General features: G+C 39.7%; 17 protein-coding genes. 7 read left to right on the forward strand and 10 right to left on the reverse strand.

Annotation, left to right across the window (positions count from 1 at the left end):
* Window positions 1–198: 198 nt before the first annotated feature.
* The 3 genes from AC04QZ_RS00980 to AC04QZ_RS00990 all read right to left on the reverse strand — a co-directional run bounded on the left by AC04QZ_RS00980 (window position 199) and on the right by AC04QZ_RS00990 (window position 2,512).
* Window positions 199–474 carry a hypothetical protein gene (locus tag AC04QZ_RS00980; RefSeq protein WP_478356206.1) on the reverse strand — a complete coding sequence of 92 codons (276 nt, stop codon included), beginning with the start codon at window positions 472–474 and terminating at the stop codon, window positions 199–201.
* Between the two features lie 168 nt (window positions 475–642).
* Window positions 643–1,209, reverse strand: coding sequence for a hypothetical protein (locus AC04QZ_RS00985; protein ID WP_478356207.1), 567 nt, complete (start codon window positions 1,207–1,209; stop codon window positions 643–645).
* Window positions 1,210–1,234: 25 nt separating this feature from the next.
* Window positions 1,235–2,512, reverse strand: coding sequence for a phosphatase PAP2 family protein (locus AC04QZ_RS00990; RefSeq protein ID WP_478356208.1), 1,278 nt, complete (start codon window positions 2,510–2,512; stop codon window positions 1,235–1,237).
* Window positions 2,513–3,193: 681 nt separating this feature from the next.
* Here AC04QZ_RS00990 and AC04QZ_RS00995 point away from each other — a divergent pair.
* Window positions 3,194–3,949, forward strand: a complete 756-nt coding sequence (locus tag AC04QZ_RS00995) for a hypothetical protein (RefSeq protein WP_478356209.1) — start codon at window positions 3,194–3,196, stop codon at window positions 3,947–3,949.
* A 123-nt stretch (window positions 3,950–4,072) separates the two neighbouring features.
* Here AC04QZ_RS00995 and AC04QZ_RS01000 read toward each other — a convergent pair whose 3' ends face one another.
* The 6 genes from AC04QZ_RS01000 to AC04QZ_RS01025 all read right to left on the reverse strand — a co-directional run bounded on the left by AC04QZ_RS01000 (window position 4,073) and on the right by AC04QZ_RS01025 (window position 14,240).
* Window positions 4,073–4,462, reverse strand: a complete 390-nt coding sequence (locus AC04QZ_RS01000; RefSeq protein ID WP_478356210.1) for a hypothetical protein — start codon at window positions 4,460–4,462, stop codon at window positions 4,073–4,075.
* 267 nt (window positions 4,463–4,729) lie between these two features.
* Window positions 4,730–6,997, reverse strand: coding sequence for a GH92 family glycosyl hydrolase (locus AC04QZ_RS01005; RefSeq protein WP_478356212.1), 2,268 nt, complete (start codon window positions 6,995–6,997; stop codon window positions 4,730–4,732).
* A gap of 151 nt (window positions 6,998–7,148) precedes the next feature.
* Entirely contained in the window at window positions 7,149–8,375 is a 1,227-nt protein-coding gene (locus AC04QZ_RS01010) for an acyltransferase family protein (protein WP_478356213.1), read from the reverse strand.
* 181 nt (window positions 8,376–8,556) lie between these two features.
* Entirely contained in the window at window positions 8,557–10,230 is a 1,674-nt protein-coding gene (locus tag AC04QZ_RS01015) for a RagB/SusD family nutrient uptake outer membrane protein (RefSeq protein WP_086545805.1), read from the reverse strand.
* A 17-nt stretch (window positions 10,231–10,247) separates the two neighbouring features.
* Window positions 10,248–13,286, reverse strand: coding sequence for a SusC/RagA family TonB-linked outer membrane protein (locus AC04QZ_RS01020; RefSeq protein WP_478356214.1), 3,039 nt, complete (start codon window positions 13,284–13,286; stop codon window positions 10,248–10,250).
* A 66-nt stretch (window positions 13,287–13,352) separates the two neighbouring features.
* On the reverse strand, window positions 13,353–14,240 hold the full coding sequence (locus AC04QZ_RS01025) for an inositol oxygenase family protein (RefSeq protein ID WP_478356215.1): 888 nt from the start codon (window positions 14,238–14,240) through the stop codon (window positions 13,353–13,355).
* A 509-nt stretch (window positions 14,241–14,749) separates the two neighbouring features.
* Between AC04QZ_RS01025 and AC04QZ_RS01030 the strand changes: the two genes are divergently transcribed.
* The 4 genes from AC04QZ_RS01030 to AC04QZ_RS01045 all read left to right on the forward strand — a co-directional run bounded on the left by AC04QZ_RS01030 (window position 14,750) and on the right by AC04QZ_RS01045 (window position 19,548).
* Window positions 14,750–15,757, forward strand: coding sequence for a LacI family DNA-binding transcriptional regulator (locus tag AC04QZ_RS01030; RefSeq protein WP_478356216.1), 1,008 nt, complete (start codon window positions 14,750–14,752; stop codon window positions 15,755–15,757).
* A 127-nt stretch (window positions 15,758–15,884) separates the two neighbouring features.
* Window positions 15,885–17,513 carry a sodium/sugar symporter gene (locus AC04QZ_RS01035; RefSeq protein ID WP_478356217.1) on the forward strand — a complete coding sequence of 543 codons (1,629 nt, stop codon included), beginning with the start codon at window positions 15,885–15,887 and terminating at the stop codon, window positions 17,511–17,513.
* A 45-nt stretch (window positions 17,514–17,558) separates the two neighbouring features.
* Window positions 17,559–18,977: a glycoside hydrolase family 28 protein gene (locus AC04QZ_RS01040; RefSeq protein WP_478356218.1), complete on the forward strand. Its 1,419-nt coding sequence runs from the start codon at window positions 17,559–17,561 to the stop codon at window positions 18,975–18,977.
* Between the two features lie 205 nt (window positions 18,978–19,182).
* Window positions 19,183–19,548 carry a hypothetical protein gene (locus tag AC04QZ_RS01045; protein WP_478356219.1) on the forward strand — a complete coding sequence of 122 codons (366 nt, stop codon included), beginning with the start codon at window positions 19,183–19,185 and terminating at the stop codon, window positions 19,546–19,548.
* 1 nt (window position 19,549) lies between these two features.
* On the opposite strand, the gene AC04QZ_RS01050 is transcribed toward AC04QZ_RS01045, so the two are convergent.
* On the reverse strand, window positions 19,550–19,831 hold the full coding sequence (locus tag AC04QZ_RS01050; RefSeq protein ID WP_086545812.1) for a hypothetical protein: 282 nt from the start codon (window positions 19,829–19,831) through the stop codon (window positions 19,550–19,552).
* 267 nt (window positions 19,832–20,098) lie between these two features.
* Here AC04QZ_RS01050 and AC04QZ_RS01055 point away from each other — a divergent pair, with 267 nt between their 5' ends.
* Window positions 20,099–20,422, forward strand: coding sequence for a TfoX/Sxy family protein (locus tag AC04QZ_RS01055; RefSeq protein ID WP_086545813.1), 324 nt, complete (start codon window positions 20,099–20,101; stop codon window positions 20,420–20,422).
* Window positions 20,423–20,636: 214 nt separating this feature from the next.
* Complete coding sequence (locus AC04QZ_RS01060) at window positions 20,637–24,686, forward strand: hybrid sensor histidine kinase/response regulator transcription factor (RefSeq protein WP_478356220.1); 4,050 nt, start codon at window positions 20,637–20,639, stop codon at window positions 24,684–24,686.
* Window positions 24,687–24,871 lie beyond the last annotated feature (185 nt).

A 24,871-nucleotide genomic window follows, 5' to 3' on the forward strand; every position in this document is an offset into this window, starting at 1 on the left:
ATAAAAGTAATTAAAAGCCTAAACTTTTCAAATTTTCGTTATGACGGATTAAGTACATAACTGAGGGAGTTGCCATGATCTAAGCTTAATAACACGTTCAATATAGATAATATTATTGTTAAAGCTATCCTGCCCAGGAATTCCCTTTTGGTTGGAAATCGTTGGCACAAGCAAATGTTGAAGATAGGGTATATGCTTTTATGGTAACTTATTTTTAGCATTTAACGATGTACGTAAAGGGGCAGACAAGGCGAGCATTTCGCATACTTTATCATTCCAGTCTATCAGTGCATCTTCTGGAGAAGTGCCAAGGCCTGAAACATCGTGTTCCTCTTCAAAGGATAATACCGCATAATAGCAATCGCCATCCTGATAAACGGAGGGTTTAAATTGCATGACAAAGGTTGGCAGCCGGTACCTGTTGTAATCAAAATCTACAAGTTTTCCGGGGATCGTTCGGGTCTGCGGTTTCATAGCTTTCTGTTTTATTGAAACATGTTATTTACCTGTTTTCTGCTTAGAGCATACAAACGCATTTCTAATTTAGCCCATCTAAGTTTCCTTAAGGTTAGCAGCTTGTTGTTTATTTGTTAAGCGTTTAGTGGGGGATGTGTTTTTTTTAAAATGTTAAGTAGGGTGTAGCTAGCCATTCATATAGTAATTTAGTATCCAGTAACACTGAAATATAATAAATGCTGATACGGTAATCAGATGCACCCATTTATTGTTTGTTCTTGCAGCGTTAAGGCAAGCAATAATGTGAATAAACTCTCTGATGGGATAAACTTTTAACATTTCTGTATGATAACCAGGACCTTTTAAATAAGTATCTACAGCATCAAATAAAAAGAGTACAGCCAGGATAGAATAAAACCACTTTTTCCGCGACAAAAAATAGGTTTTATAATCTTTGTAATCCCTCATATCTTCAGGAAACAGCAAGGCAGCTAAGGTGTAGTAAGTGATCACATAAATCACCAAAAACAGGTATTTTAGAAAATCCCAATGTTTTATTTCGGTTAAGTGAACCTCAAACCACCAAAAGTACACCGTACTTAAAAACATATAAAAAGCCCACAATAGGTGTATGGTGTATGGTTTTAACCGGTCAGGGTGCTCAATGATTTTAACTACACCTTTTAATGAGTGCGTGATGCTTAGCCCCAGAATAATACCGAGAACAGTTTTGATGTGGGTGAAGGTCTCCATAGATACAGATTAATGAATTGCTTGATTACCAGAGATAAGCGGTGAGGCTCAATCCAAAGGCTAGGTTGTCAAATTTAACTTTTTCCATCCCATAGTCTTTGAAACGATAAGTACCATCCTGGTCGATCTCTTCTATTATATCAAGTTTGAAGTCGTTATCTGAATTAAAATAATTAACATAGGCTTTGATCCCAATATTTCTTTTGATCTGTTTCTGGATCCCTGCACCTGCTGACCAGCTGAACGAACTTTCTGGTTTGTATCTGAAATAAGGTAATTCTGCTGTACCGAAAAGCCGCTGGAAATCTTCCCTTAGGTTCAGGATAATTTCACCTTGTGCGCCTACAGCTGTTCCGGCACCTAGTTTTCCGGTTATAAACCAGTTTCTGGCGAGCGGAATATTAAAATACGGACCTGCATGAATATAACGGATACCCATTGGCTGGGTATAATGCCCTTCGCTAACTATTGGGATATCTATGTCGTTGAATTTGAGGTTGTCGTCGTTTATTGGGAAACTTGAAAAAGCGAACTCTCCGCCAATCCCGAAATTCTGGCTAAAAAACCAGGCGCCATCTATACCAAAATTAAAACCACCTCTTGCAAAAAGATCTTCAGATCGTGCGGTAAGGTCTTTACTCAAAGCTTGGGCATAGCCTAATTTAAGCTCGATGAAACTCGGTTTAAGACGTACAGGAACATGATTATTCTTTAACTTGATATGTGTGCCGTTTTCTTTAAAAATTTTATCGGCAACAATATAACCAAGTTCTGTTGATAGAATGCCAATTCCGGCACCTGCCAGCACATCAGAGATCCAATGGCGGTTGTTCAATTCCCTGCCCACTGCAGTAGCCGTAGCAGCGGTGTAGGCACCTACACTATATAGCGGAGAACGGTATTGGCCATATTCCTTATGCAGAAATGTAGCATTCATAAAAGAATTGGCCGTGTGCCCTGATGGATATGAATTTTTTGAACTTCCGTCTGGCCGCTCAACTTTTGCCGTATATTTTACTGTATTCACTACCGAAGCCATAATTACTGCGGAGAAAGCATAGGAAACAAGTGCTCTACCCATTTTATGCTTTCCTTTCACTCCTGCAGCATTCAACCCTAATACGGTTACCACAGGGGCATACTGCAAATAGTCGTCATAATGGTATCGGAAGGTCGGCAAGTAGCGGTTGCGAAAACTGCGCACATCTTTTCTTATTCCCCATGTGGCTGCACTTCCTGCCAGCAATAGGGCTGGAACAGCAGAAACCCTAACCGGCTTTGAATTCCAAAAGCTATTTTTCATGCGAACAGAGTCTGTAACATGATTTAACTGAGCGTAAGAACTTTGGCAAATCAATATCATATTCAAAAAGACAAGGAAGGTAGTGAGTCCGTTTTTAGCTCGAAAAAGGGTAGTTGATTGCATATTAATTTATTTGAGTGGTTAAAGCGTTATGTATTTAAAGCATTTAAATCATTCAGCACAAATAACAGTTCTTAGTCTTCTTTACTAAGATAATCATTTTTGGCATTTTCCATTTTTTATAAGGAACATTGTAGAGGGTTTCCGCAAGCTGTAGTGGTATGGCAAAATACTTTAGCCCTGCTTTTGAAAATATTTATGAAGACCTGATTTTAGGTCTCATTAGTTGAAACAATTTAACTAAATAATGAATTGTTTTTTACAAGGCTTTATATCATCTTTGTTAAAGCTAAATAATGTTTTCATGCTCCAAAAATCTCTCTGTCATCTGCTAATTGTATCTGAATGTAATCAGAGTACATTTGCCCAAACCATAAATAAGTTACTCGATTCTTCTACCAGCAAAACAAGTTCATTTAAAATACTCATTTCAGTGGCTTTGCCATAAATGTGATCACTTGAGTCTTATAGCTGGGTATTAAAAAAAATATCATTTTATATTTCCGGAAAAGAAGAACTGGACATGAAACTCTTAAATCTATATTTAACCAACCTTAAAAAATGAAATCAATTAAATTGTTAGCAGCATCTCTGATGCTATCAGCCACTGTATTTGGCCAATCAATCAAGTTTCCCTTTGTAAATAGTTCTGAAGATCAGAAAACCATTATTACAGCAGTAGAAACCAATAATCAAAATACGATAGTTTCTTTTCAATATACCAGTGCTGCCGAAGGTGATTGGGTGCAGTTGAACAAAAGTATGTATCTGCAGGATGCCAATGGCGAAGAACGATATAATTATGTCAAGTCAGAGGGAATTCCATTAAGACCATCACGTTTCGAAGCTAAAGAAGCAGGTCAGAAAGTAAATTTTAAAGTATATTTTGAAAAATTAAAACCAGGTACTAAAAATATCAATGTTATCGAAAGAGCGAGATCAATAGCCGAAATGGATAATGGTATTACCTTTCTAAATTATTTTAATGTTGATTTAAATAGATCGCAGCCAGAAGAGCGTAATGGAAATACCGCATTCGATGTGGTTTTATCACCTCCATCACCATTAAAAGATAATATCAACATGGTACCAAACATTGGAGATATGGCCAACCTCGGTTCAATGGTAAACAACATGTATTCAGGAATGCTTACTGCACAATTAAATACATTGAGTAAACCTGAGGTAATAAATCAAGTTGCCAAGATTACAAAAGATTTTTATGATGCGCTAATTAAAGCAGGTTTTCCTGCTGATGCGGCTTTGAAGATTGTAATTGCCAAACCCTTGATTTCAACTGATACGGGGGCAAAATAACAGGTTCTGGATATTGGACAAGGTTTTTTTATGAGTCTATATCTCCTGGTTTTTAATAAATTAGGAGATATTTTTTTATTAAAGAAGAAAGCATATCAATAAGTACTTCGCAATGTCTCTACTTTACCGTTTATAACCCAATGTACTAATAGGGACGCCTTCTGTCCTCAGCTCCAAAGCCCGTTTGGTGAGCTTGGTTATGCGGTATTTTAAAACTTTTTTATCATCTAGATAGAAATAAAGTTCATTTCCGTTTTTGATCTCCCACATGGCCTTCCTTTTTTCTGGAAGGTCTGACAATAGCGCCACGCTTTTTTTGAAACTGATCTGTAAAAAGAACAATGGTGCTTCCCATTTGCCATGGAAGTGTGAAGTGTCTACTACAGCAATGGTATCGTAGCTTATGTCGTATTTCCATTTCCCAAGGATCAATTTTTCAGGAGGAAGTTGCTGCTGAGCTTTTATTTGCAGAACACCAAGCAATAGAATAATGGTAAGCAGGTATTTTAACATAAATGTTTTGAGCGTTATGACCAACAATTAAATATAAAAATTTTTCTGCAGTTAATCTTTTTGGCAGAGATATAGTCAAATCAACACCTATACCATGATAACAATGAAGGTGGAAAAGAAAACTTTAAATACATCAGATAAAACCGAGAATGAGGTGCCTGAAAGCGTCTTCCCTAAAAGGATGATACTTTTTATCCTGGTACTAAGTGCGCTACTTATGATCCTAGTTTTATTTAGAAATTGAGTTGTATAGATATTCATTCAGGCTTACTGCTGTTTAGACTGGTTTTTCAGGATTCGAAGCATGGCCGGTTGATCTTCCAGATAAAAGACCAATTTGCCGCCCTGAATCAGCGATTGATGTGTAATCTGGTTTTTTGTAAAAATCTTTCCATTTAAAGTGATTTTTGAGCTATAAATAGATTTTTTACTCTTTTTAATGGCTATAATGGTTAATTTTTTGCCGTTATTAAAAGAAATGGTGGTTTGCTTAAACAAGGGGCTGGTGAGTTGGTAGTTTCCTGAAACAGGATCTACCGGATAAAAGCCGAGTGCTGCAAAAACATACCATGCCGACATCTGTCCGGCATCGTCGTTTCCACTTAAACCACCAGCACCTTCACCATACTCTTCTGCCAGAATGCGCGATACCTGCAGCTGGGTTTTCCAGGGTGAAGCGGTATAATTATATAAAAAGGGGATCTGGTGACCAGGTTCGTTCCCATGCCAGTATTCCTTCTTGTCGAAAAGAGCATCCAGTTCATTTTCGAGTTTTTTGCTTCCGCCCATTAATTTAATCAATCCGGGCATATCATGAGGTACGTAAAAAGTATACTGTCTTGGGGTTCCTTCCGTAATATAGGCTTCACGGTGATCGGGATAAAAAGGATTATACCAGTTCCCGTTAGAAAAACGCCCCCGAACCATTCCCACCTTTGGATCAAAAACGTTCCGGTAGTTAAATGATCGTTTCAACAGTTGCTGGTAATCGGCTTCTTTGCCCAAATCTTTAGCTACGCTGGCAAGGGCATAATCATCATAAGCATATTCTAAAGTCCGGCTCACCTGTTCCCTTTTATGAAAAGCATCAGGGATACTGTCTTCCATTGGGATATAGCCGTATTTTAAGTAACTGTTAATGCCACGCCTGCCTTTTCCATTCAAATAATCAACAGAATCGGGCATTTGAAAGGCATTCTGTCGCATCAGCCGGTAGGCTTCATTAATATCGTAATTACGGATGCCTTTATTGTAAGCCGAGGCGATAAAGGCGGTAGTGTGATCGCCAATCATAGCGGCAGTATAATTGTTCCAGCAGGGGAAAATGGGCATCCAGCCACCTTGCTGGCCTTTTAAGATCATTGAATGAACAAAGCTATTTGCTAAATCGGGTTTCAGTAATTCAATTAAGGGCAGTTGTGCGCGGTAAATATCCCACATCGAAAAATCATCATAATAATCGCCTTTATTTATGGTTTTGTTCTGATATTTCCCATCAAACTGTGGATATTTCCCATCTACATCATTGTATAACCTGGGATGTTGCATGGCATGATAAAGGGCCGTGTAAAAGATTTTTTTTCCTTTTTCATTGGTATCTGTAATGTTTACCTGTGATAACGATTTTTCCCAAATCTGTTTCGTTCGTGCCAACACCTTATCGAAGGTATCATGTTTAATTTCACTTTCCAGGTTGGCCCTGGCTGCATCGATACTGGTAAAAGAAGTACCTGAATACACGATGAGTTGCGCTCCCTTTTGCAGTTTAAAGCCTGCAAAAGCACCAATGTCTTTTTTGTTGCTGATGCTTTGCTGATTGAAAATATGGCCCTCGCTATAAACCCCTGCTGAAGTAAAGACTTTTTTAAAACGGATGAAGAAATAACCACTAAAGCCCGCAGGTGTTCCCCATCCCTGATAAATCCGGTGAACAGGATTATAACCGGAAATTTCACCTTTTTCTGCATCAATTTGAATAAAACCCTTGTTTTGATCGCTGTTGGGTGTAACCAGGATATAAACGCTATCTGTTTTTAGCGCGGTGATTCGCATTACACCGCTTCTAAGACTGGCTGTAATTTCTGTTAACAGTTGATGACGAGCTAATTTTAGCTTATAATAGGATGGGGTAGAAACTTCGTTTTCGTGTATATAATCTTCTGCATATTGAGCTGATTGGGTTTTAAGCTGGCCAGAAATGGGCATTATGGTAAAGCTTCCGTAATCCTGCGTACATGAACCGCTAATCCAGTGCGTTGCCCTAAAGCCATAAAACTTTTTGTTGTTATAATAATAAGGGGCAAGGCATTTTTTTTCAGTCAGTTGTGTTTGTGGCGTCCACTGGGTCATGCTGAATGGTGGCGCAACCGCCGGGATGGTATTGGCCAAACGCTCTGTTTTATCTTCGATGTGCTGACTTGCCAGTGTAGTGCTAGCCGAAGTACCCGAAAAGGGTTGAACATAAGGAATTAAATGCTGCTGCTGTGCATATGTAACATCGGTATAAGTGCTAGCTGCAGCTAAAAGGAACAGCAATTGTAGTCTCTTTTTATAATTTGATGTTATCTTTTTTAAATCAGTTAGCAACATATAGAAATAATGGATATAAAAATCAATATTACGGAAGTTCTTTTATCGTTTATTAATGCCTAGTGGTAATCTGGTGTTTTTAATAGAAAATTGCTCGTTAAATTTTTAAGAACCATTTTCTAACATAAAGAAATTTCAATATCGCAAGCTGGATCAACAATACACCAGTCCATAATCCTGCCTGCTGCCAGATTAAAGGTAGTTTAGTTATAATTCCACCAAAGAGGAATTGCGAAGTAGATTCGAAATTGAAAAGCCCATGCGCACAAACATAAATTAAAATAGAATTGGTGCCTATCCAGATGAAGGGCGTGCTCCATTTTTGATGACCGCTAATGTCAATAATGTAATAGAACAACGCCAATAAAATAACACTAAAGCCGCCAGTCAGCAGTACAAAAGAACTCGTCCACATGTTTTTATTGATCGGAAAAAAGATATTCCAGAATAATCCGGCTAAAATGAGCACCAATCCTGCTGTAAGGAGTAAAATAACTTTTTTATTCGGAGTAAAGCGGTTATTTTTTGAATGAAGAAATGACCCTGTAAATACGCCCAGTAGCGCTGTTGCGATTGCAGGAATGGTGCTGAGTAATCCTTCGGGATCGTAAACGCTTCGATGAAGTTTCCCGGGTAACCACAAACGGTCGATATAGGCGGCGAGGTTCCCTTCGGGTGTTAATACCGCATTTCCGAAACCCGGTACGGGTATCATGATCATAAAAATATAGTAACCCACCAAAATACCTGCCAGCCAGATGATCTGTTGGTTTCGTGAAAAATTAAGGTAAATCAAGGCCGCAAAAAAAGTAGAAAGGGCAATACGACCGAGCACACTGGCAAAACGGGTCGCTTCGTAACCCTGCCATTTTAATAAACCGTTTACCACCATTCCAAGTATAATTAAAATCAAAGTTCTTCTGATCAGGGCGGTATAAATGTTTTTTGCCGAATTTTGATTGTCGTGTTTTGTGCTTAAATGTTTCTCATACGAAAAAGGCATAGCAACACCCGATATGAAGATGAAGAGGGGAAAAATCAGATCATAGAAAGTAAAACCATTCCATGGACTGTGGTGCAGCTGATTACTGATGCCAATTAATAGCTCCTCGAAAAATGATAGACTCTTATTGGTTGCAATCTTCCAATTGCTGGGATCCCTGATTAAAGCATGTTCTTTCATTACGCCGCTAGCCAGTCCATGAAAGATGCCTTCACCGCTAATGATCCAGAACATATCAAAGCCGCGAAGCGCATCTAGCGAAAGTAGCCTTTTCTTATTTGGAGTGTGTATATTCTGTTGTATGGTTTCAGTATCGGGCATGTTATCGCGGTAATCTATTTGACTGCAATGCTTGATTTTGTTTCTTAATCATGAAGCAATGGTTTCCTGCTGACAATAAATTTAAGATTTTTGAAGGATTTTAATGGATCATGTGTTTAGCATGATTGGAAAAGAAATTTCTCCGGCTTAAAAGCCAGAGAAATTTCCGGTAAAGTGCAGGTTAGTTGTAACCAGGGTTTTGAACCAGTTTATTGTTTGTTGCTATAGCTGTGCTAGGAATTGGAAATATACGGCGATAAGTGTCGGTATTTGTTTTAGACAAACCATAACTATTCTCAAATTTCCCGAATCTGATCATATCGTTGCGGTGCCAGGTTTCCCAGGCAAATTCTTTTGAACGTTCGTTGTAAAGTACATCCAAAGTTAATGCACCTAATGCTGCCGAAGTTGTCCGGTTACTTCTTACGTTATTTACCAGGCCTAATGCAGTTGCACCAAGTGTTGGGCTTCCACCTCTGAATATGGCTTCTGCTTTCATTAAAATAATATCCGAATAGCGGAATAAAGGCATGTCGTTATTTTGGTTCCGGTTGGTTGGATTGGTATAATCCGCTATAAATTTAATGTTGCGGTAACCGGTATTCCAGGCAATTTCATCTTTTCCCAAATCGTAAGCATTTGCACCTAAACGTGAACTGCTCAACGGGCTTAAGTTCAGCTGATAAGTTAAAGCGCCGGCAGGCGTACCACCTGTGTAAAACTGATCGTACCCTAAATTTGTAGTGCTCACCATTATGGGGCTTCCATCTGGCCAGTACTGCGGGCCGGCCAGCCATTGTTTATTTCTGATATCGTTAGCGTCGGTAAAATTTGCATAGAACTCAGTTGTGGTCATTCTTGGTCCGCTTGGTTTATTATTTGCTAAACCGCCGCCACTACTTTGGTTCATTACCGGGTTGGTAAATGAGCCAGCTGTTGAGCCAGAGTACTGGTAGCGTATGCCCAGGTTCCGGTTCAGATCGTAACGGGCCATAAACATGTTACCAGTAGTGGTCGATGCATCAAAGGGGATTGCAAAAATAAACTCTTTCTGCGATGGCCCATTGGTTGGATAAAACATCTGCAGATAAGTAGACATCGGTTCTATACTATATAAACCTGAATTTATAATCTGGTCGCAGGCCGCTATACAATCATCGTAACGAGCAGTGCCGGTATATACGGCGGCGTTCAGGTACATTTTTGCCAATATCGAATAAGCCAGGTATTTGGTCGGTAGACCATAAGTTGATATACCGGTGGTCGATTTTAAATAAGGTATTGCTGCTTTAAGCTCACTTTCAACATAGTTGAATACCTGTGCACGTGGTGTATTTGTTTTTAAATCTGTAACGCCGTATAAAGTATCTAAAGGTACATTGCCATACATATCCATCATCATAAAATAGGAGAGGGCACGCATGGTTTTTAACTCCGCCAAACTAGTGTTTTTTTGTGCCCCGGCAGGTGCCGATTGGCCGATAATCGAAATGGTCTGATTGGCGGTGCCAATAATATTGGTTAAATATGCCCAGCCTGCAGCAACCCAGGCATTGTCTTTATTCCAGGTATGGCGGTGTAGTTCGAGGTATTTATTGCCATCGATCCAATCAGAAGCAAAAATTGGCAAGACTGACTCATCTGTCGAGCTGCTCTGTAAAAAGAAGTAAGTGGTGGCATAATCGCTTCTTAGATTGATGTATACCGGCCCCGATGCCGAAGTTAACTGGGCAGCGGTTTGCGGATAAGATTCTGGGGTAAGCTCAGATGTAATGGGTACCTCAAGTTTTTGGCAAGAGGTGAATATTAGTGTCCCGGTTAGTGCACACAATATTCCAAATAATATCTTTTTCATGTTTTTGAAATTTATTTTTAAAACGATGCGTTTAGGCCTAATAAAAATGTACGTGTTTTAGGATAGAAATTATTATAATCTATACCTGGTGCAACGCCTCCCTGGTTAATTTCGGGGTCGATACCTTTATAACCCGTAATGGTAAACAAGTTGTTGGTTGATAAATAAAGCCTGATATTGTTTACATATTTAACAGGGTTTTTAAAATTATAACCCAGGGTGGCATTATCTAAGCGCACATAAGAACCATTTTCGATATACCGGTCTGAATAGAAGGAGTTTCTAGTGTCCGTTATTTTATCATCAGCGGCACTGTTTAGTATATTGTTAACCGTTGCGCCCGCCGTGTACGATAAATCGGCGCGTGTTGCATTAAATATCTTATTTCCGAAGGTTCCCCTTAAAAAGATATTCAGCTCCAGATCTTTATATTTGAAGGTGTTGCTCCAGCCCATTAATACTTTTGGCTGTGCACTGCCGAGGTAAAAATAATCGGTACCTATACCTGGGGTAGTGGTGGTAGAACCATCGCGTTTATAAAACAACGAGTTGCCATTTGAATCTTTACCTGCATATTTCAGCGAGAAAAACTGACCAAGTGGATAACCTACCTTAAGGATCTGCAGGGTAGCATTCGTTTGGCCCGGTCCTTCTGGATCTGAATAACGGACAGAATCGCCATTAGCGTAAGGTCCCTGTAAACTGGTAATTTTGTTCTTGTTGTAAGCCATATTGATGGTGCTTAACCAGGAAAAGCTTTTGGTTGTAACAGGAGAAGTAGTTAAGCTAACTTCGATCCCTTTATTGTTAATACTTCCTCCGTTAGCCCATATTGCGCCTCCCGGAACAAGCGATGCAGGTACATTGTATTTGAAAAGCATATCGGTTGTGTTTTTATCGTACACATCTACACTTCCGGTAACTTTGTTATTGAAGATACCGAAATCGAGTCCGATGTTTTTTGTTGCCGTTCTTTCCCATTTCAAATCGGGATTTGATCCCTGAATTGGTGCATAGGCGGCCGCCTGAACGCCATTGTTATAATATGTGCCGCTAATGCCATAAATTAACTGGCCGGTGTAAGCACCGATACCTGAAGAGTTTCCGGTTACACCATAGCTCAAACGGAGTTTTAAATCACTGATGACGGACTGACCTTTCATAAATTCTTCTTCACTCACTCTCCATGCTAAACCAGCAGATGGAAAATAACCCCACTGGTTGTTTTTTCCGAAAACTGAACTTCCGTCACGTCTGATAGATCCTTGAAAAAGATATTTGTTTTTATAGTTGTAATTTACCCGCAAAAAGTCTGAAATCATGAGTATTCTGCCATAAGTAAGGTCGTTCCCTAAATTAATACGGTAAGAAGAGATCGCGTAAGGATTACCCAGGGATAGATTGGAGAAACCAATGTAATCGGTAGGGAAATTAGTGCTGGAAGTTTGAAAACCATCTCCATAAACATTATCCTGATAAGTATAACCCAATACCGCATTTATGGTATGATCACCGATTTTTTTATCCCAGGTTAAAAATGTTTCGAGGGTTTTATTGGTGTTTTCGTAATTGCTTCTTAAGGCTGAGCCATTGGTGCCAAACAATCCCCCAATCAGGGTGTGGGCGATGCCAATACCAGGATCGGGGTTGTTGTAAAAGTTTGATGTTGGATACTTTCCAAAGTAACTGCTATAAAACTCACCATGTGAAGCGGTTGTTTTCTGGTAATATAAATTGATATTGTAGGTAAAACCGAACGGCAGTTTTACCTCCGTATTAAAGCCTCCCAGCAACACATTGTATTTGGTTTCATCCTGTGCATTATCTGATATGGCAATCGGATTAAAGTAGCCGGTATTATTCAGGTTTTCAAAATAGCTTCCATCTGCATTATAGATGGGCGAAACCGGTAAACGTTTGGCTGCCTGTAATAAAACGATGTTCTGCAAAGGTTCATTAATCGATTTGCTGCTCGAATTGGATAGGTTTAGGCTAAATTTTACCTTATCGTTAAAAGCGTATTGATCAACATTCAATCGGCCGATAATGCGGTCTAATGAACTTTTGGCCAAAATACCCTCTTTGGTGAAGTAGTTCAAACTTGCACTGTAGTTGCTATGTTCAGCACCACCACTAAAAGAAAGATTGTGATTCTGCGAAAAAGCGGTAGATCGTTCAATGGCTTTCATCCAATTCACATTTTCGCCTTTATCATCATTTGGCGAAAAGGCTACTTTATTCGTTGTCAGAAATGACCTTAACTGATCAGCACTCATCAGATCAAGCTGGCTGCTTACTTTTTCTGCTGCAGCATAACCGCTATAGTTTAACTGCGGTTTCCCCGATTTGCCCCGTTTGGTGGTTACCATGATTACGCCGCTCGCCGCACGGTTACCGTAAATAGCTGTTGCAGCGGCATCTTTCAGTACATCAATTGATTCAATATCGGCAGGTGCAATTGCCGCGATATCTGCCCCAGGTATACCATCGATCACGTAAAAAGGAGCCCCGGGACTATTCACAGTAGAGGCGCCACGTAATATAACGGCTGCGGGTTTGTTCGGGTCGCCACTGGCCGTAATATTCATCCCCGCTACCTTACCCTGTAGCAATTGTCCAACATCTGCAATGGCACCTTTATTCAATTCTTCAGGTTTTACCGAGGTGATTGCACTTGATAAAGTTTTGCGCGAGCTTTTTCCATACCCCACTACAACCACATCTGTTAACGATGCTGTCGCTTCTTTTAGGGTTACTTTATAGCTTGAAGCAGCCCCAATGGTAATCTCTTTGGGCTCGTAACCCATAAAAGTAAACACCAGTTTGTCGCCGCTTTTGGCCGGGATGCTAAAAGCACCATTATCGCCGGTTACCGTTACTTTGCTAGTGCCCTTAACCGAAACGGAGGCGCCAATAACGGGCTTATTTTCGGTATCTATTAAGTTTCCGGTAATTTTTCGTTCAGTTTGCGCAAAGGCTGTATTGAACGACTGGCTGATGAGTAAAAGCAGCAAAAAGATGCTGCCATACTTTAAGCTTGTACATTTAAATCTCATGATTTTTGTAGATTTAGGTTCATAAATGGTTTGTTTTATTTGGTTATATGGTTTTGAGATAGCATGTTAAAACTTAATGGTAGCCGGTAGATATTTGGCCACAAGCGCTTTATAATAAGGCTGCAGCTCTGCCCAGCTTTTTTGATTGGGGTTTTTAGAGTACAGATCGTAGGGATTAAACAGGTTTACCCATTTAAACATTTCGTGGTCTTTCTCGCTCATCAGGTGATCATATGCATTTTCCCGGTGCTGCGAATAAAAAGAATGGTAACGCAGCATGTATAATCCTGGCTCCGGAATGTATGGCTTCATCATGTGGTACACATACTCATCATGTCCCCACGACATGTCTACATGATCCAAACCGCAATTTTGGGTATAAACACCCAATTTGGTCTGATAGGTTTCGTTATGGAAATCGGGGTTTTGGCTGAAAAATTCAGGATAAACAATTTTATCTGAATAGGCACAGCCTACCGGAAAAGTATCGCCTACTACCGCCCATTGTGGCTCTCCGAATAAACAAAGCACCTTACCCATATCGTGGATCAAACCCACCAATACCATCCAATCGGGATGACCGTCGTTTCTGATGGCTTCTGATGTTTGCAACAGGTGCTGCATCTGGTCCAGGTCGGTATCAGGGTCAGAATCATCCACTAACTTGTTCAGAAAATCAAATGCACTCCAGATAGGCATCTCCTGTTTGTCGAACTTTAAATAATCTGCTTTTTTCTGTTTTACGAAATCATAAGTTTGATAGGTATGGTTAAGCCTGTAAAATTCTTTTACGCTATCCTTTTCTGTTTCATCATAATTTCTAAACTGCTCTTCTTTTTTTTCAGCATTGATGTTTTTCGGATCAGGGTAGCGGATCAATATATCCTCTTCCCATTGATCAAGATTTTGCAATGGATTTTGATTATCCTTTGAAGCTTCGCTTTGGTTTCTCATAAGGCCAGAAATTGATTTGGTTAAAAAATTTTCTTTGATTTTATAAGTTAAAGTTGAGTTTTTGAAAGCTTAAACTTTTATATTCTGCCTATTTTATTTACGTAAACGATTAAGTAAAATTTTATTTTTTACATCTATTTTTTGTTTAACTATTTTAAAATCAGGTATTTAATTTGTGTTGCTGCACCCGTAGGTATATTTTTAGGTCAGGTGCATTCGGAGGGGAGATACGTTAAATAATAAAAAATAAACGTTGTTGTTACGATTATTTCTTATTTTCGTTTATAAGCAAGGTATCTTTTCTTAGTCGTAAGAGATATCGGCTTGCTAAACCAAATAATTGTTATGAACATCAACTTCACCCGGCCCGATCTGTGTTGCCAGCAGCTGTTTGTTTTTTAAGATTTTGGTAAAAAAGAGGAAGCGCCAGAGCTATTGTTTCAATAATTTTTACTGCTAAAAACAGCCGTTTTCTCAATAAAATAACTAACAAAACAAATTTTAATAACATGGCGGAAGCAGTAAATATTAAGCGGTTGGCTCAGGAGTTGAATATTTCAATAGCAACCGTTTCTAAAGCACTTAATGACAGCTACGAGATTAGTTTAAAAACCAAGAACAGGGTATGGACTTTGGCTAAGGAACTAAATTATACGCCCAATCCGGCAGCCAGCAACCTGCGGAGCCATAAAACGAAAACGGTAGCCGTGGTTATTCCCTGTGTAGCCAATAATTTTTTCTCACTGGCTATAAAAGGAATTGAGGAGATTGCCAGGCAATACGGTTATCATGTACTGATTTACCAAACCCATGAAAATATAGAAGCAGAAGTTGCCTTTACCAATAGCCTGTTAAATGGTCGTGTAGATGGCATTCTTACCTCAGTATCGAGCAGTGAATATAACAGCGAATATTATACTAATCTGGTGAAGAAAATTCCTTTGGTATTTTTCGATCGTGTTTATGAAAATCTGGATGCGGTAAAAGTAACCACCGATGATTACGAGATAGCTTTTCAGGCGACTGAACATTTAATTGAATGTGGCTGCACCAAAATTGCGTATTTATATGGATTGGAAAACCTTCCTGCGGGTAAAGCGAGGTTTGCCGGTTATCTTGATGCATTGAAAACACATGGGATAGATGCTGCGGAACAACTTGTTGTTAAATACCATGATGACGAAGAATTAAACCTGCAGCATATTAAGGAGTTGCTTGCGAAAGATAAACCAGATGCACTTTTTTCTTCCATCGAAGAATTTATCATTCCTGCTTATTGCGCTTGCAGGGAATCAGATCTTAAAATTCCTGATGATGTTAAAATAATCAGTTTTTCGAACCTGAATACCGCCAGACTGCTGAGCCCTTCGCTTACTACAATCACACAGCCAGCGTTCGAAATCGGGCGTGAAGCGGCAAAATGCCTGTTCAAAATTCTCAATAATAAACAACTCGATGATGAACAGAATATCATCCTGAAATCGGTGCTGATCAAACGCGAATCGACGGGCTGTTAATGGGAATAAATCCATGTTATTGCTGTCTGCTACGCGAAAACGTTTACGTAATTAAATAATCCAATTAAGCCGCCAACATTGGGATTTTTTCTGATTTTTAAAAAAAAACCAAATATAAAAAGCCCTTATGAACCACTTGTCTGCATTCGATTATGCTGTTTTTTTGATGTATTTTGTTATTGTTTCGGCTTACGGCTATTGGGTTTATCGGAGCAAGAAGAAAAAACGTACCGATACCAAAGATTATTTTCTGGCAGAAGGTTCGCTCACCTGGTGGGCCATTGGTGCATCAATTATTGCTTCTAATATTTCTGCCGAACATTTTATTGGCATGTCGGGTTCGGGTTTTGCTATGGGCCTTGCCATTGCCAGTTACGAGTGGATGGCCGCCGCTACGCTCATTATTGTAGCCATATTCTTTCTGCCCATTTACATCAAGAATAAAATTTACACGATGCCGCAGTTTCTGTCTAACCGCTATAATAATACGGTAAGTACGCTAATGGCTGTTTTTTGGCTGCTCGTTTATGTGTTTGTAAACTTAACTTCCATTTTCTTTCTTGGTGCTATTGCCATCGAAACCATTACGGGCGTTCCTTTTAATATCTGCATCATTTTTCTGGCCATTTTTTCTGCCATTATTACTTTGGGAGGGATGAAGGTAATTGGTTATACCGATGTAATACAGGTTTTTGTTTTAGTGGCAGGCGGACTGATTACCTGTTATATGGCGCTTAAACTGGTGTCCGAAAAATTAGATGCCCCCAGTGTTTTAGCCTCACTTCCTTTATTACGCAGTGAAGCATCCGATCATTTTCATATGATATTTTCGAAAGGAGATAAATTTTATAATGAACTGCCTGGTATTGCGGTGCTGATAGGTGGTTTGTGGATCAATAATTTAAATTACTGGGGCTGTAATCAGTATATCGTTCAAAGGGCATTGGGCGCTGATTTAAAAACCGGACGTAATGGATTAATATTTGCGGCATTTTTAAAATTACTTATTCCGGTAATTGTGGTTATCCCGGGTATTGCGGCCTATGTACTTTATCAACGTGGTTATTTCCATTCCGAAATGCTCGATGCTGCGGGAGTGGTTAAACCCGATCATGCTTATCCGGTACTGATGAACTTATTGCCTGCAGGGATAAAAGGACTGGCTTTTGCTGCGCTTACTGCCGCTATTGTAGCCTCTCTTGCCGGAAAATGTAATAGCATAGCCACCATTTTTACACTCGATATTTATAAAAAGTTTATCAAACCCGAAGCTTCAGAAACGCGCCTGGTTTCAGTTGGCCGCTGGTCTGTGGTTATTGCATCATTAATTGCGATCATCATTGCTCCCGCATTGCGTAGTTTCGATCAGGTTTATCAGTTTATTCAGGAATATGTCGGCTTTATTTCGCCGGGTGTTTTTGCTATCTTTTTACTGGGCTTTTTCTGGAAGAAAACCACTTCGCGTGCGGCACTTACCGCTGCATTATTAACCATTCCCTTATCTACATTATTTAAATTCCTGCCTGCAGTTACCAATGGAGCTATTGCACCGATTCCTTTCTTAAACAGAATGTCGTGGGTGTTTATGATTATCATAGGATTAATGATTGTGGTAACCTTAACCGATCCGAAAAGTAAAGATAACCCGCAGGGACTTGAAATTGACAGCAGCATGTTTAAGGTTACTCCTGCATTTACCATTGCCTCAGTGATTATCTGTGGTATCCTTGCCGCACTTTATACTGTTTTTTGGTAAGCAAAGCTTTAAATAGCTGATTTATTTATTTCTAACGTATTGATTATGAAGATTAAAACCTTATTCTTTTTGGTATTGCTGATTTCTTTTAGCGCAGTGGCTCAAAATAAATTATACAACATTAAAACCTATGGTGCGGTTGGCGATGGCAAAACCAACGATGCCGTTGCTATTCAGAAAACTATCGATGCCTGTGCAGCGGCTGGCGGCGGACAGGTAATTGTACCCGCTGGTCATGTGTTTTTAACCGGTCCTTTTAACCTAAAATCCTTCGTTAATTTAAGGGTAGAAGGTGGCGCTAAACTTTTGGCTAGTCCTGATGAAAAACTGTATACCCAAAGCGCTTTTAGAGAAAATAAAGGCGAAGGCACCATCTGGATCGGCGGAGAAAAGCTCGAACAGGTGAGCATTAGCGGAACAGGTGTGATTGATGGAAATGGGATTTCCTTTATGGGGGAGGAGCTTAACGACTCGTATGTCTTAAAACCTTTTAATATTGTTGATCCGCGACCGCATTTGCTTACTCTGATCGGATGTAATAAACTGAATATAGAGGGGGTAACTTTTCAGAATTCAGCCTACTGGACAGTTCATTTGGTGGGTTGCAATGATGTATCGATATCGAATATCACCTTGCTGAACAGCATTAAGATCCGTAACAGCGATGGCATTGATCTGGATCACAGTAAAAATGTGAGAATTACGAACTGTTTTATCGAATCGGGTGATGATTGTATCTGCTTGAAAAACAGACGGGAGTTTGAAGAATATGGTGCCTGCGAAAACATCGTGATCAGCAACTGCACCATGACTTCCAGCTCATGCGCCATCAAAATAGGTTCTGAAAATATGGACCGGATTAGCAATGTCCTCATCAATAATTGTAATATCAGGAAGAGCAACCGCGGCATTGGCATTCAAAACCGCGATGAGGGTACAGTAGATAATGTGATTTTCTCCAACCTCTTTATCGAATCGAAGCTTTTTTCGGATGTATGGTGGGGCAAGGCAGAGCCGATTTACATTACGGCTTACCCCAGGGCAAGCAGCAACAATAAAGATGCCGGTTGGCGTTTGCCAAAGGGACAAAGTAAAGGCAGGGTTGGGGCGGTCGAAAATATTTATTTCAGTAATATCCGGTGTACCGGAGAAAGTGGTGTGTACATCAGTGGCGAAAGTCCAGATAAAATTTCGGGGATCTACTTTGATCAGGTTACTGTATACCTCGATAAAACAACAAAGCAAGAAGGCGGCGTATACGATCGTAGGCCAAGCAATGTGGAGGGACTGGTTAAAAGTGCAATTGCAGGGTTTTATTTCGAAAATACCGGATACATCAGCCTGCTGAACAGCAATGTGGTATGGGGTGTAAATAAACCCGGCTATGCCGGAAAAGCCCTGGAACAAAAGAATGTAAGTCAGCTCAAAACAGTGAACTTTAGCGAAAGTACCGCAGACAAATAATTAAGGGTTCCCCTAAACAGTAAACCTTTGGCTGTACTTCGGTTAGTCAGGCGCTGTTATGCCCTCACGTGTCTGTTTAAGGCTTTTCTACTTAAACGTTTACGCAAATAAATACGTCTAAATCCAATTAAAGGCCTGCTTTTTTTAACAACTTCGTTATACCATAATTACTACGAAGGCAATAAGCCGGAAAATAGTAACACTGGTGAGCGGAAAGGAATATATGTTAAAAACGATAAACGTATTGGTTGATTTACCCGATTTTGGTATTGTAGAATTACCGCTGGTTTATGTTATGGAAGGCGATAAGACAGGCGTTTGTTTAGTAAACTGTAAGGTGATGTTGAGTGCCGAAAATCAGCCCGAATGGCTATTAACAACAGCTTTTAATATTGTTTATACCCACGCTGAGGCGGATAACGCAAACATTGTTTCGGTAAGTACCGGTAAGGGAACCACAAACCGTTATCATGAAATTATGCTGAGCATTGTATCGTCATACATTAAGCTCAAAGAAGATCGCATTGATTCAAATCAGTCCTTAACAACGACTTCAAGTGTAGTTGAATAAGTTATTGTAATTCAGGCTGCTGTTCTCTTTGTGTAATTTCAGTCATTGCAACAGCGATTTCGTTAAGGGTTTTGACGCTGAAAACATGTCTGCCGGTTAACCACCTTTTGATTTCATCAGGATTAATATCCAGTATAGTCGCAAGATCGTTTTCTGTTGAACTCTTTTCTGCAAGTATGTCTCTGGTTTTATGGGCAACTTCCAGGTTTAGCTGCGTGAGTTGCTCAATTGCAGGATTTCCGGTTTCTTCCAGCCAGATCGAAACAAAATCGTTTTCTTCCATTTTATTCTTTTTTTACGGTTTAGAACAACAATGTACTTAACCATCAACTGTTCATTTGGGCGGCAAATTTAGTGATTAGCCCCATTATTGCAAACCAGAATTAAAAGAAAAGCAATCAGCCGGTGATTAGTCTGCCTGTAGGTTTAATTTAATGGTTGATTGTGCTTATCTTAGTGCAGTTGACTAAATTTGATCTTATATGCACTTAAAAGCTGCTTTTTGATTATTCTTCAACCTTACTCATATTCCAATTAGATCAAATTACAAATGGCATCAGACCAGAAATTCGTAGACTTTATAATAGATCAGATAGATTATTCCGAACAGGTTAGCTATAAAAAAATGTTTGGCGAATACGGCTTGTATTTTGATGGTAAGTTGTTTGCCCTGGTGTGCGACAATAAGCTGTTTATCAAACCAACTTTATCTGGAAAGGCCTATATAAAAGATGTGGTGGAAGCACCGCCTTATCCCGGCGCAAAAAATCAGTTTCTAATCGAAGCACAATTAGAAGATCGCGATTGGCTGAAAAAACTGGTAAGCATCACTGTAGCCGAACTGCCTGAACCCAAACCCAAAAAAAAGAAATAAGAATAGAATTTTGCTTGATTATAAGTAGACGATTTCTCAAAGATGGCATAAGAAAACCGTATAACCTGGTTGATGTATTAGGTATGATGGAAGTATTTTTTGACAAGTCAGGAAAATCTCTATTTTTATTCCCTGAATCAAACCAATGACAAACCGACTGCCCAAACCTATACTCATCTTCAGTGTGCTGCTGCATTTAAGCTTGTTATGCTTGATGAAACCGGTATTTGGACAACTTTCTTTCGATCACCTATCGGTAAACAACGGGTTGTCGCAAAGTACAGTGCTTTCCATTTGTAAAGATAGCCGTGGTTATATGTGGTTTGGTACACGCGATTGTTTGAACAGATATGATGGGAAGAGTGTTAAGATTTACCGCACAGATCCAGACAATCCAGCCTCTATCAGTACCGAAGATTATATTTATGCCTTGGAGGAAGACCGGCAAAAAAACCTCTGGATAGGAACACAAAACGGGCTAAACCGTTACATTCCCGAAAAAGATGCTTTTGAAAGGATTGCTTTTGATCCAAAAAATGCAAACAGCATTAGCGATAAGATTATTCTTTCTATCTACGCCGATAGGAGCGGGAAAGTATGGTTTGGTACAAACCAGGGCCTTAGCATGCTCGAGAATGGGAGCTCCCGAAAATTCAAAAAGATCTACCAAAAAGACGGTCTTGCCGGAAACTCGGTGTACACCATTTTTGAAGACAGTAAGGGGAATATCTGGGTGGGTACCACCACAGGCCTGAGCCGGTTATCGTTTAAGGGGGGTAAATACCATATCCAGTCCTTTTATCACCGGGCAGGAGATCCCGGTAGTATCAGTGGTAATTCCATCCGCACTATTGCAGAAGATGGAAAAGGACGGATCTGGATTGGGTCAGAATCTGAAGGGTTAAATCTTTTTCTTCCTGAATCGCATTCATTTAAAAGGTTTAGGTACAGTGCACTACAGCCAAATGCTTTAAGTAACGATATTGTCCGGAAAATTATGCCCGATGGAAAGGGTAATTTATGGATAGCCACCATGAATGGCCTCAACATTCTTGATACACAAACCCTGGGTTTTACTACCTATAAACATGACGCCGATAACCGGAAAAGTTTAAGTGATAACTCTATTAAAGAGATTTTTCAGGATGATCAGGGGTCCATTTGGATAGGGACGATGTTTGGTGGGGTAAATGTAGCCCATCGCAATACAATTCCATTTACCGTATTCAAATACAGTAAGTACCGCAACAGCATCAGTAGCGATATTAGTAGTGTAATAGCGGCTGATAATGATCAGAATTTATGGATCGGGACAGAGGGGCAGGGATTGAATTTCTACAATGTTAAAACCGGACTATTCAAAAAATATATAAACGATCCCCGCGATCCGGGCAGCCTGAGCAATAACACCATAAAAGCTATTTTTAATGATCGTAAGGGCCGGATATGGATCGGACTTTATCAAGGGGGATTAGAACTTTTTATTCCCTCAACAGGTAAGTTTAAACATTATCCGCCTGGCAGAAACGGACTGAGTCAGGGTTACCTCAGCAGCATTAGTGAAGACGACCAGGGAAGGTTATTGCTGGGCACCTCTTCAAAAGGGCTGAATATTTTCGATCCTGAAAAAGAAAGCTTCCAGGTCATTGATGATCAACCTGGTCATGGCTTAAAACTAAGCAGCAGTTATATCAGGTTTGCCTATCAGGATACCAAAAAGAATCTTTGGGTGGGTACACCAAGAGGTTTGAACTTTTTACCACCCGGAGCAAATCGTTTTAGCGTTTTTTCTAAGGATGATAAAACTAAAGGAAGTCTTAAATCCAGTCAGATTACCTGTTTATGGGAAGATCGCCTGGGACACATCTGGGTGGGTACCATGCGTGGGGGGCTGAGTTTATATCATCCCGACTCCAATTCGTTTAGTACTTACACCAGGGCCGAGGGGCTGGCCAGCGATAATATCATCGATGTTTTAGACGATAATGATGGAAATCTGTGGATCAGTACCGATCGGGGCCTTAGTAAGTTCGATTATAAGCGCGGTGTATTTAAAAATTATAATACGGGAGATGGTCTTCCAACCAACGAGTTCAATGTAAATTCAGCCTACAGAGATATTCATGGTAAGCTTTATTTCGGGAGTTATGATGGATTGGTGGTGTTTACGCCAAGAGAAATAACCGAGAATACACTTATACCCCGCACTGTTTTTTCAGGATTGAAACTTTTTAATAAACCGGTAGGCATCAATGAGGATAACGGCCTTTTGAAACAGGACATCAGTTTTACCAAAGGGATTACTTTTACCGCCGAACAAAACATCTTTAGTTTAGAGTTTGTATCGTTAAATTACGTGCAGCCACAACGTAATCGTTATGCTTACAAATTAGAAGGCTTTGAAAAAGACTGGAATTATGTAACTATCCCATCAGCAAGTTATACCAATCTTCCATCAGGTAATTATAAGTTATTGGTAAAGGGAAGCAACAATGATGGCTTATGGAGTAAAGCGCCCGTAGTAATGGAAATTCGGGTACTTCCGCCACTTTGGCAAACCTGGTGGGCTTATACCTTGTATTTTATTGCAGGCGGTCTGCTGCTTTATTTTGTGCTCCGATTTACCAGAAGGCAGCAAAAACTGAAAACAGAGTTGTATTACGAACACCTTAACAGTGAACGCCAGAGCGAACTTTACCAGATGAAACTGGATTTCTTTACCCGTATTTCTCATGAGATCCGTACACCTTTAACCTTAATTTTTGCACCCTTAGAAAAACTGATCAAAATAACCGCTGAAAACGGTGCCGTTAACCTCCAGTTGCAAAATATAAAAAGAAATACCGACCGTTTGGTGCGGCTCATTAGCGAGCTTCTTGATTTTAGAAAAATAGAAAGTGGAAATTTGAGCTTGAAAGTTTCAGAAAACGATCTGGTTAGCTTTTGTCGCCAGATCTATGAGTCTTATCTCGGCCTTGCAGAAATTAAGAATATAGATTATCGTTTCGAATGCGAAGCAGAATCGATGTCGGTTTACTACGATCCGGCACAAATGGAGAAAGTATTTTATAATATCCTTTCCAATGCTTTTAAATTTACACCTGATAATGGAAAAATAACCTTTAGCCTTAAGCAATCAGATGGGCTTGCCAAAATAGCCATAACAGATACTGGAATTGGCATACCTGCCGACCTGCAGGATAAGATATTTACAAATTTTTTTCAGGTAAAAAACGGAGCTGCTGCGACCGAAGGCTGGGGTATTGGCCTGGCATTGGCTAAGAATATTTTAGACCTTCATAAAGGAGAGGTTAATGTATACAGTGAGCCTGCTAACAATAAACAACAGGGCATTACCATTCTTCACGTGAGCTTGCTTTTAGGTAAAAATCATTTTAGTGATGAACAAATTGTATCAAATCCGATCGTGACAGACAAGCCTGCAGTGGTTGGCTCATTAGATCATGAATTGACTAAAATACAACAGGTCGCGCCCGAGGATAAAAAACGATATACAGTGCTGGTTGTTGAGGATAATGATGAACTCCGTGACTTTATTGTACAATCGTTAAAGCATACCTACCATATTTTAGAAGGCAAAAATGGTTTAGTGGGCTGGGAAGTGGCTACGGAACATGTGCCCGATATTGTGGTAAGCGATGTAACCATGCCTGAATTGAATGGCTTTGAACTTTGCCAGAGATTAAAGCAGGAAGAGACAACCAATCATATTCCGGTGATTATGCTAACGGCAATGGCCTCACACGTTCATCAGATAGATGGCCTGGAGGCAGGTGCAGACGTATACATTACGAAACCTTTTAGTATTCAGGTACTCGAACTGAGTATCCGCAATTTGTTACAGGGGCGTGAGGAGCTCAGGCAGAAATACATCAAGCAGATTATGCTTAATCCACGGAAATTGGAAACCGCTTCGCCAGAGGAGAAGTTTTTAAACCGGCTGATGCAGTTGATCGAAGATGGGATGGAAGACCCCGAATTTAATGTGGGCGGCCTGGTTGATCAGATCGGCATGAGCCAAACCGTATTGTATAAAAAAATAAAGGCCTTAACCGGATTATCTATTTCAGATTTTATTAAATCGCAACGACTAAAAAGGGCGGCACAATTACTAAACGATCATAAAATGAATATTGCTGAAGTAGCCTATTCGGTTGGCTTTAACGATAGGAAGTATTTTAGTAAGGAATTTAGGAAGCAATTTGGAGTGGCGCCATCAGAATACCAGCAAAAAACAGATTAATCACCCTTTTTAAACCGATTTTTCCTCCTTTTTTTATCCGTTAAATTCAATATTTGATCTAAATGAAATATAAGTTCACAAAAGATTAAATATGAAAGACCTTTTCATTGCCTTCTCAAAGGCTTGTAGCAGAATATTGATTAATTCTTTTCGAATATTATTAAACTTTTGCGGTACGGGCAAAA

It is taken from the genome of Pedobacter folensis, assembly GCF_056490665.1.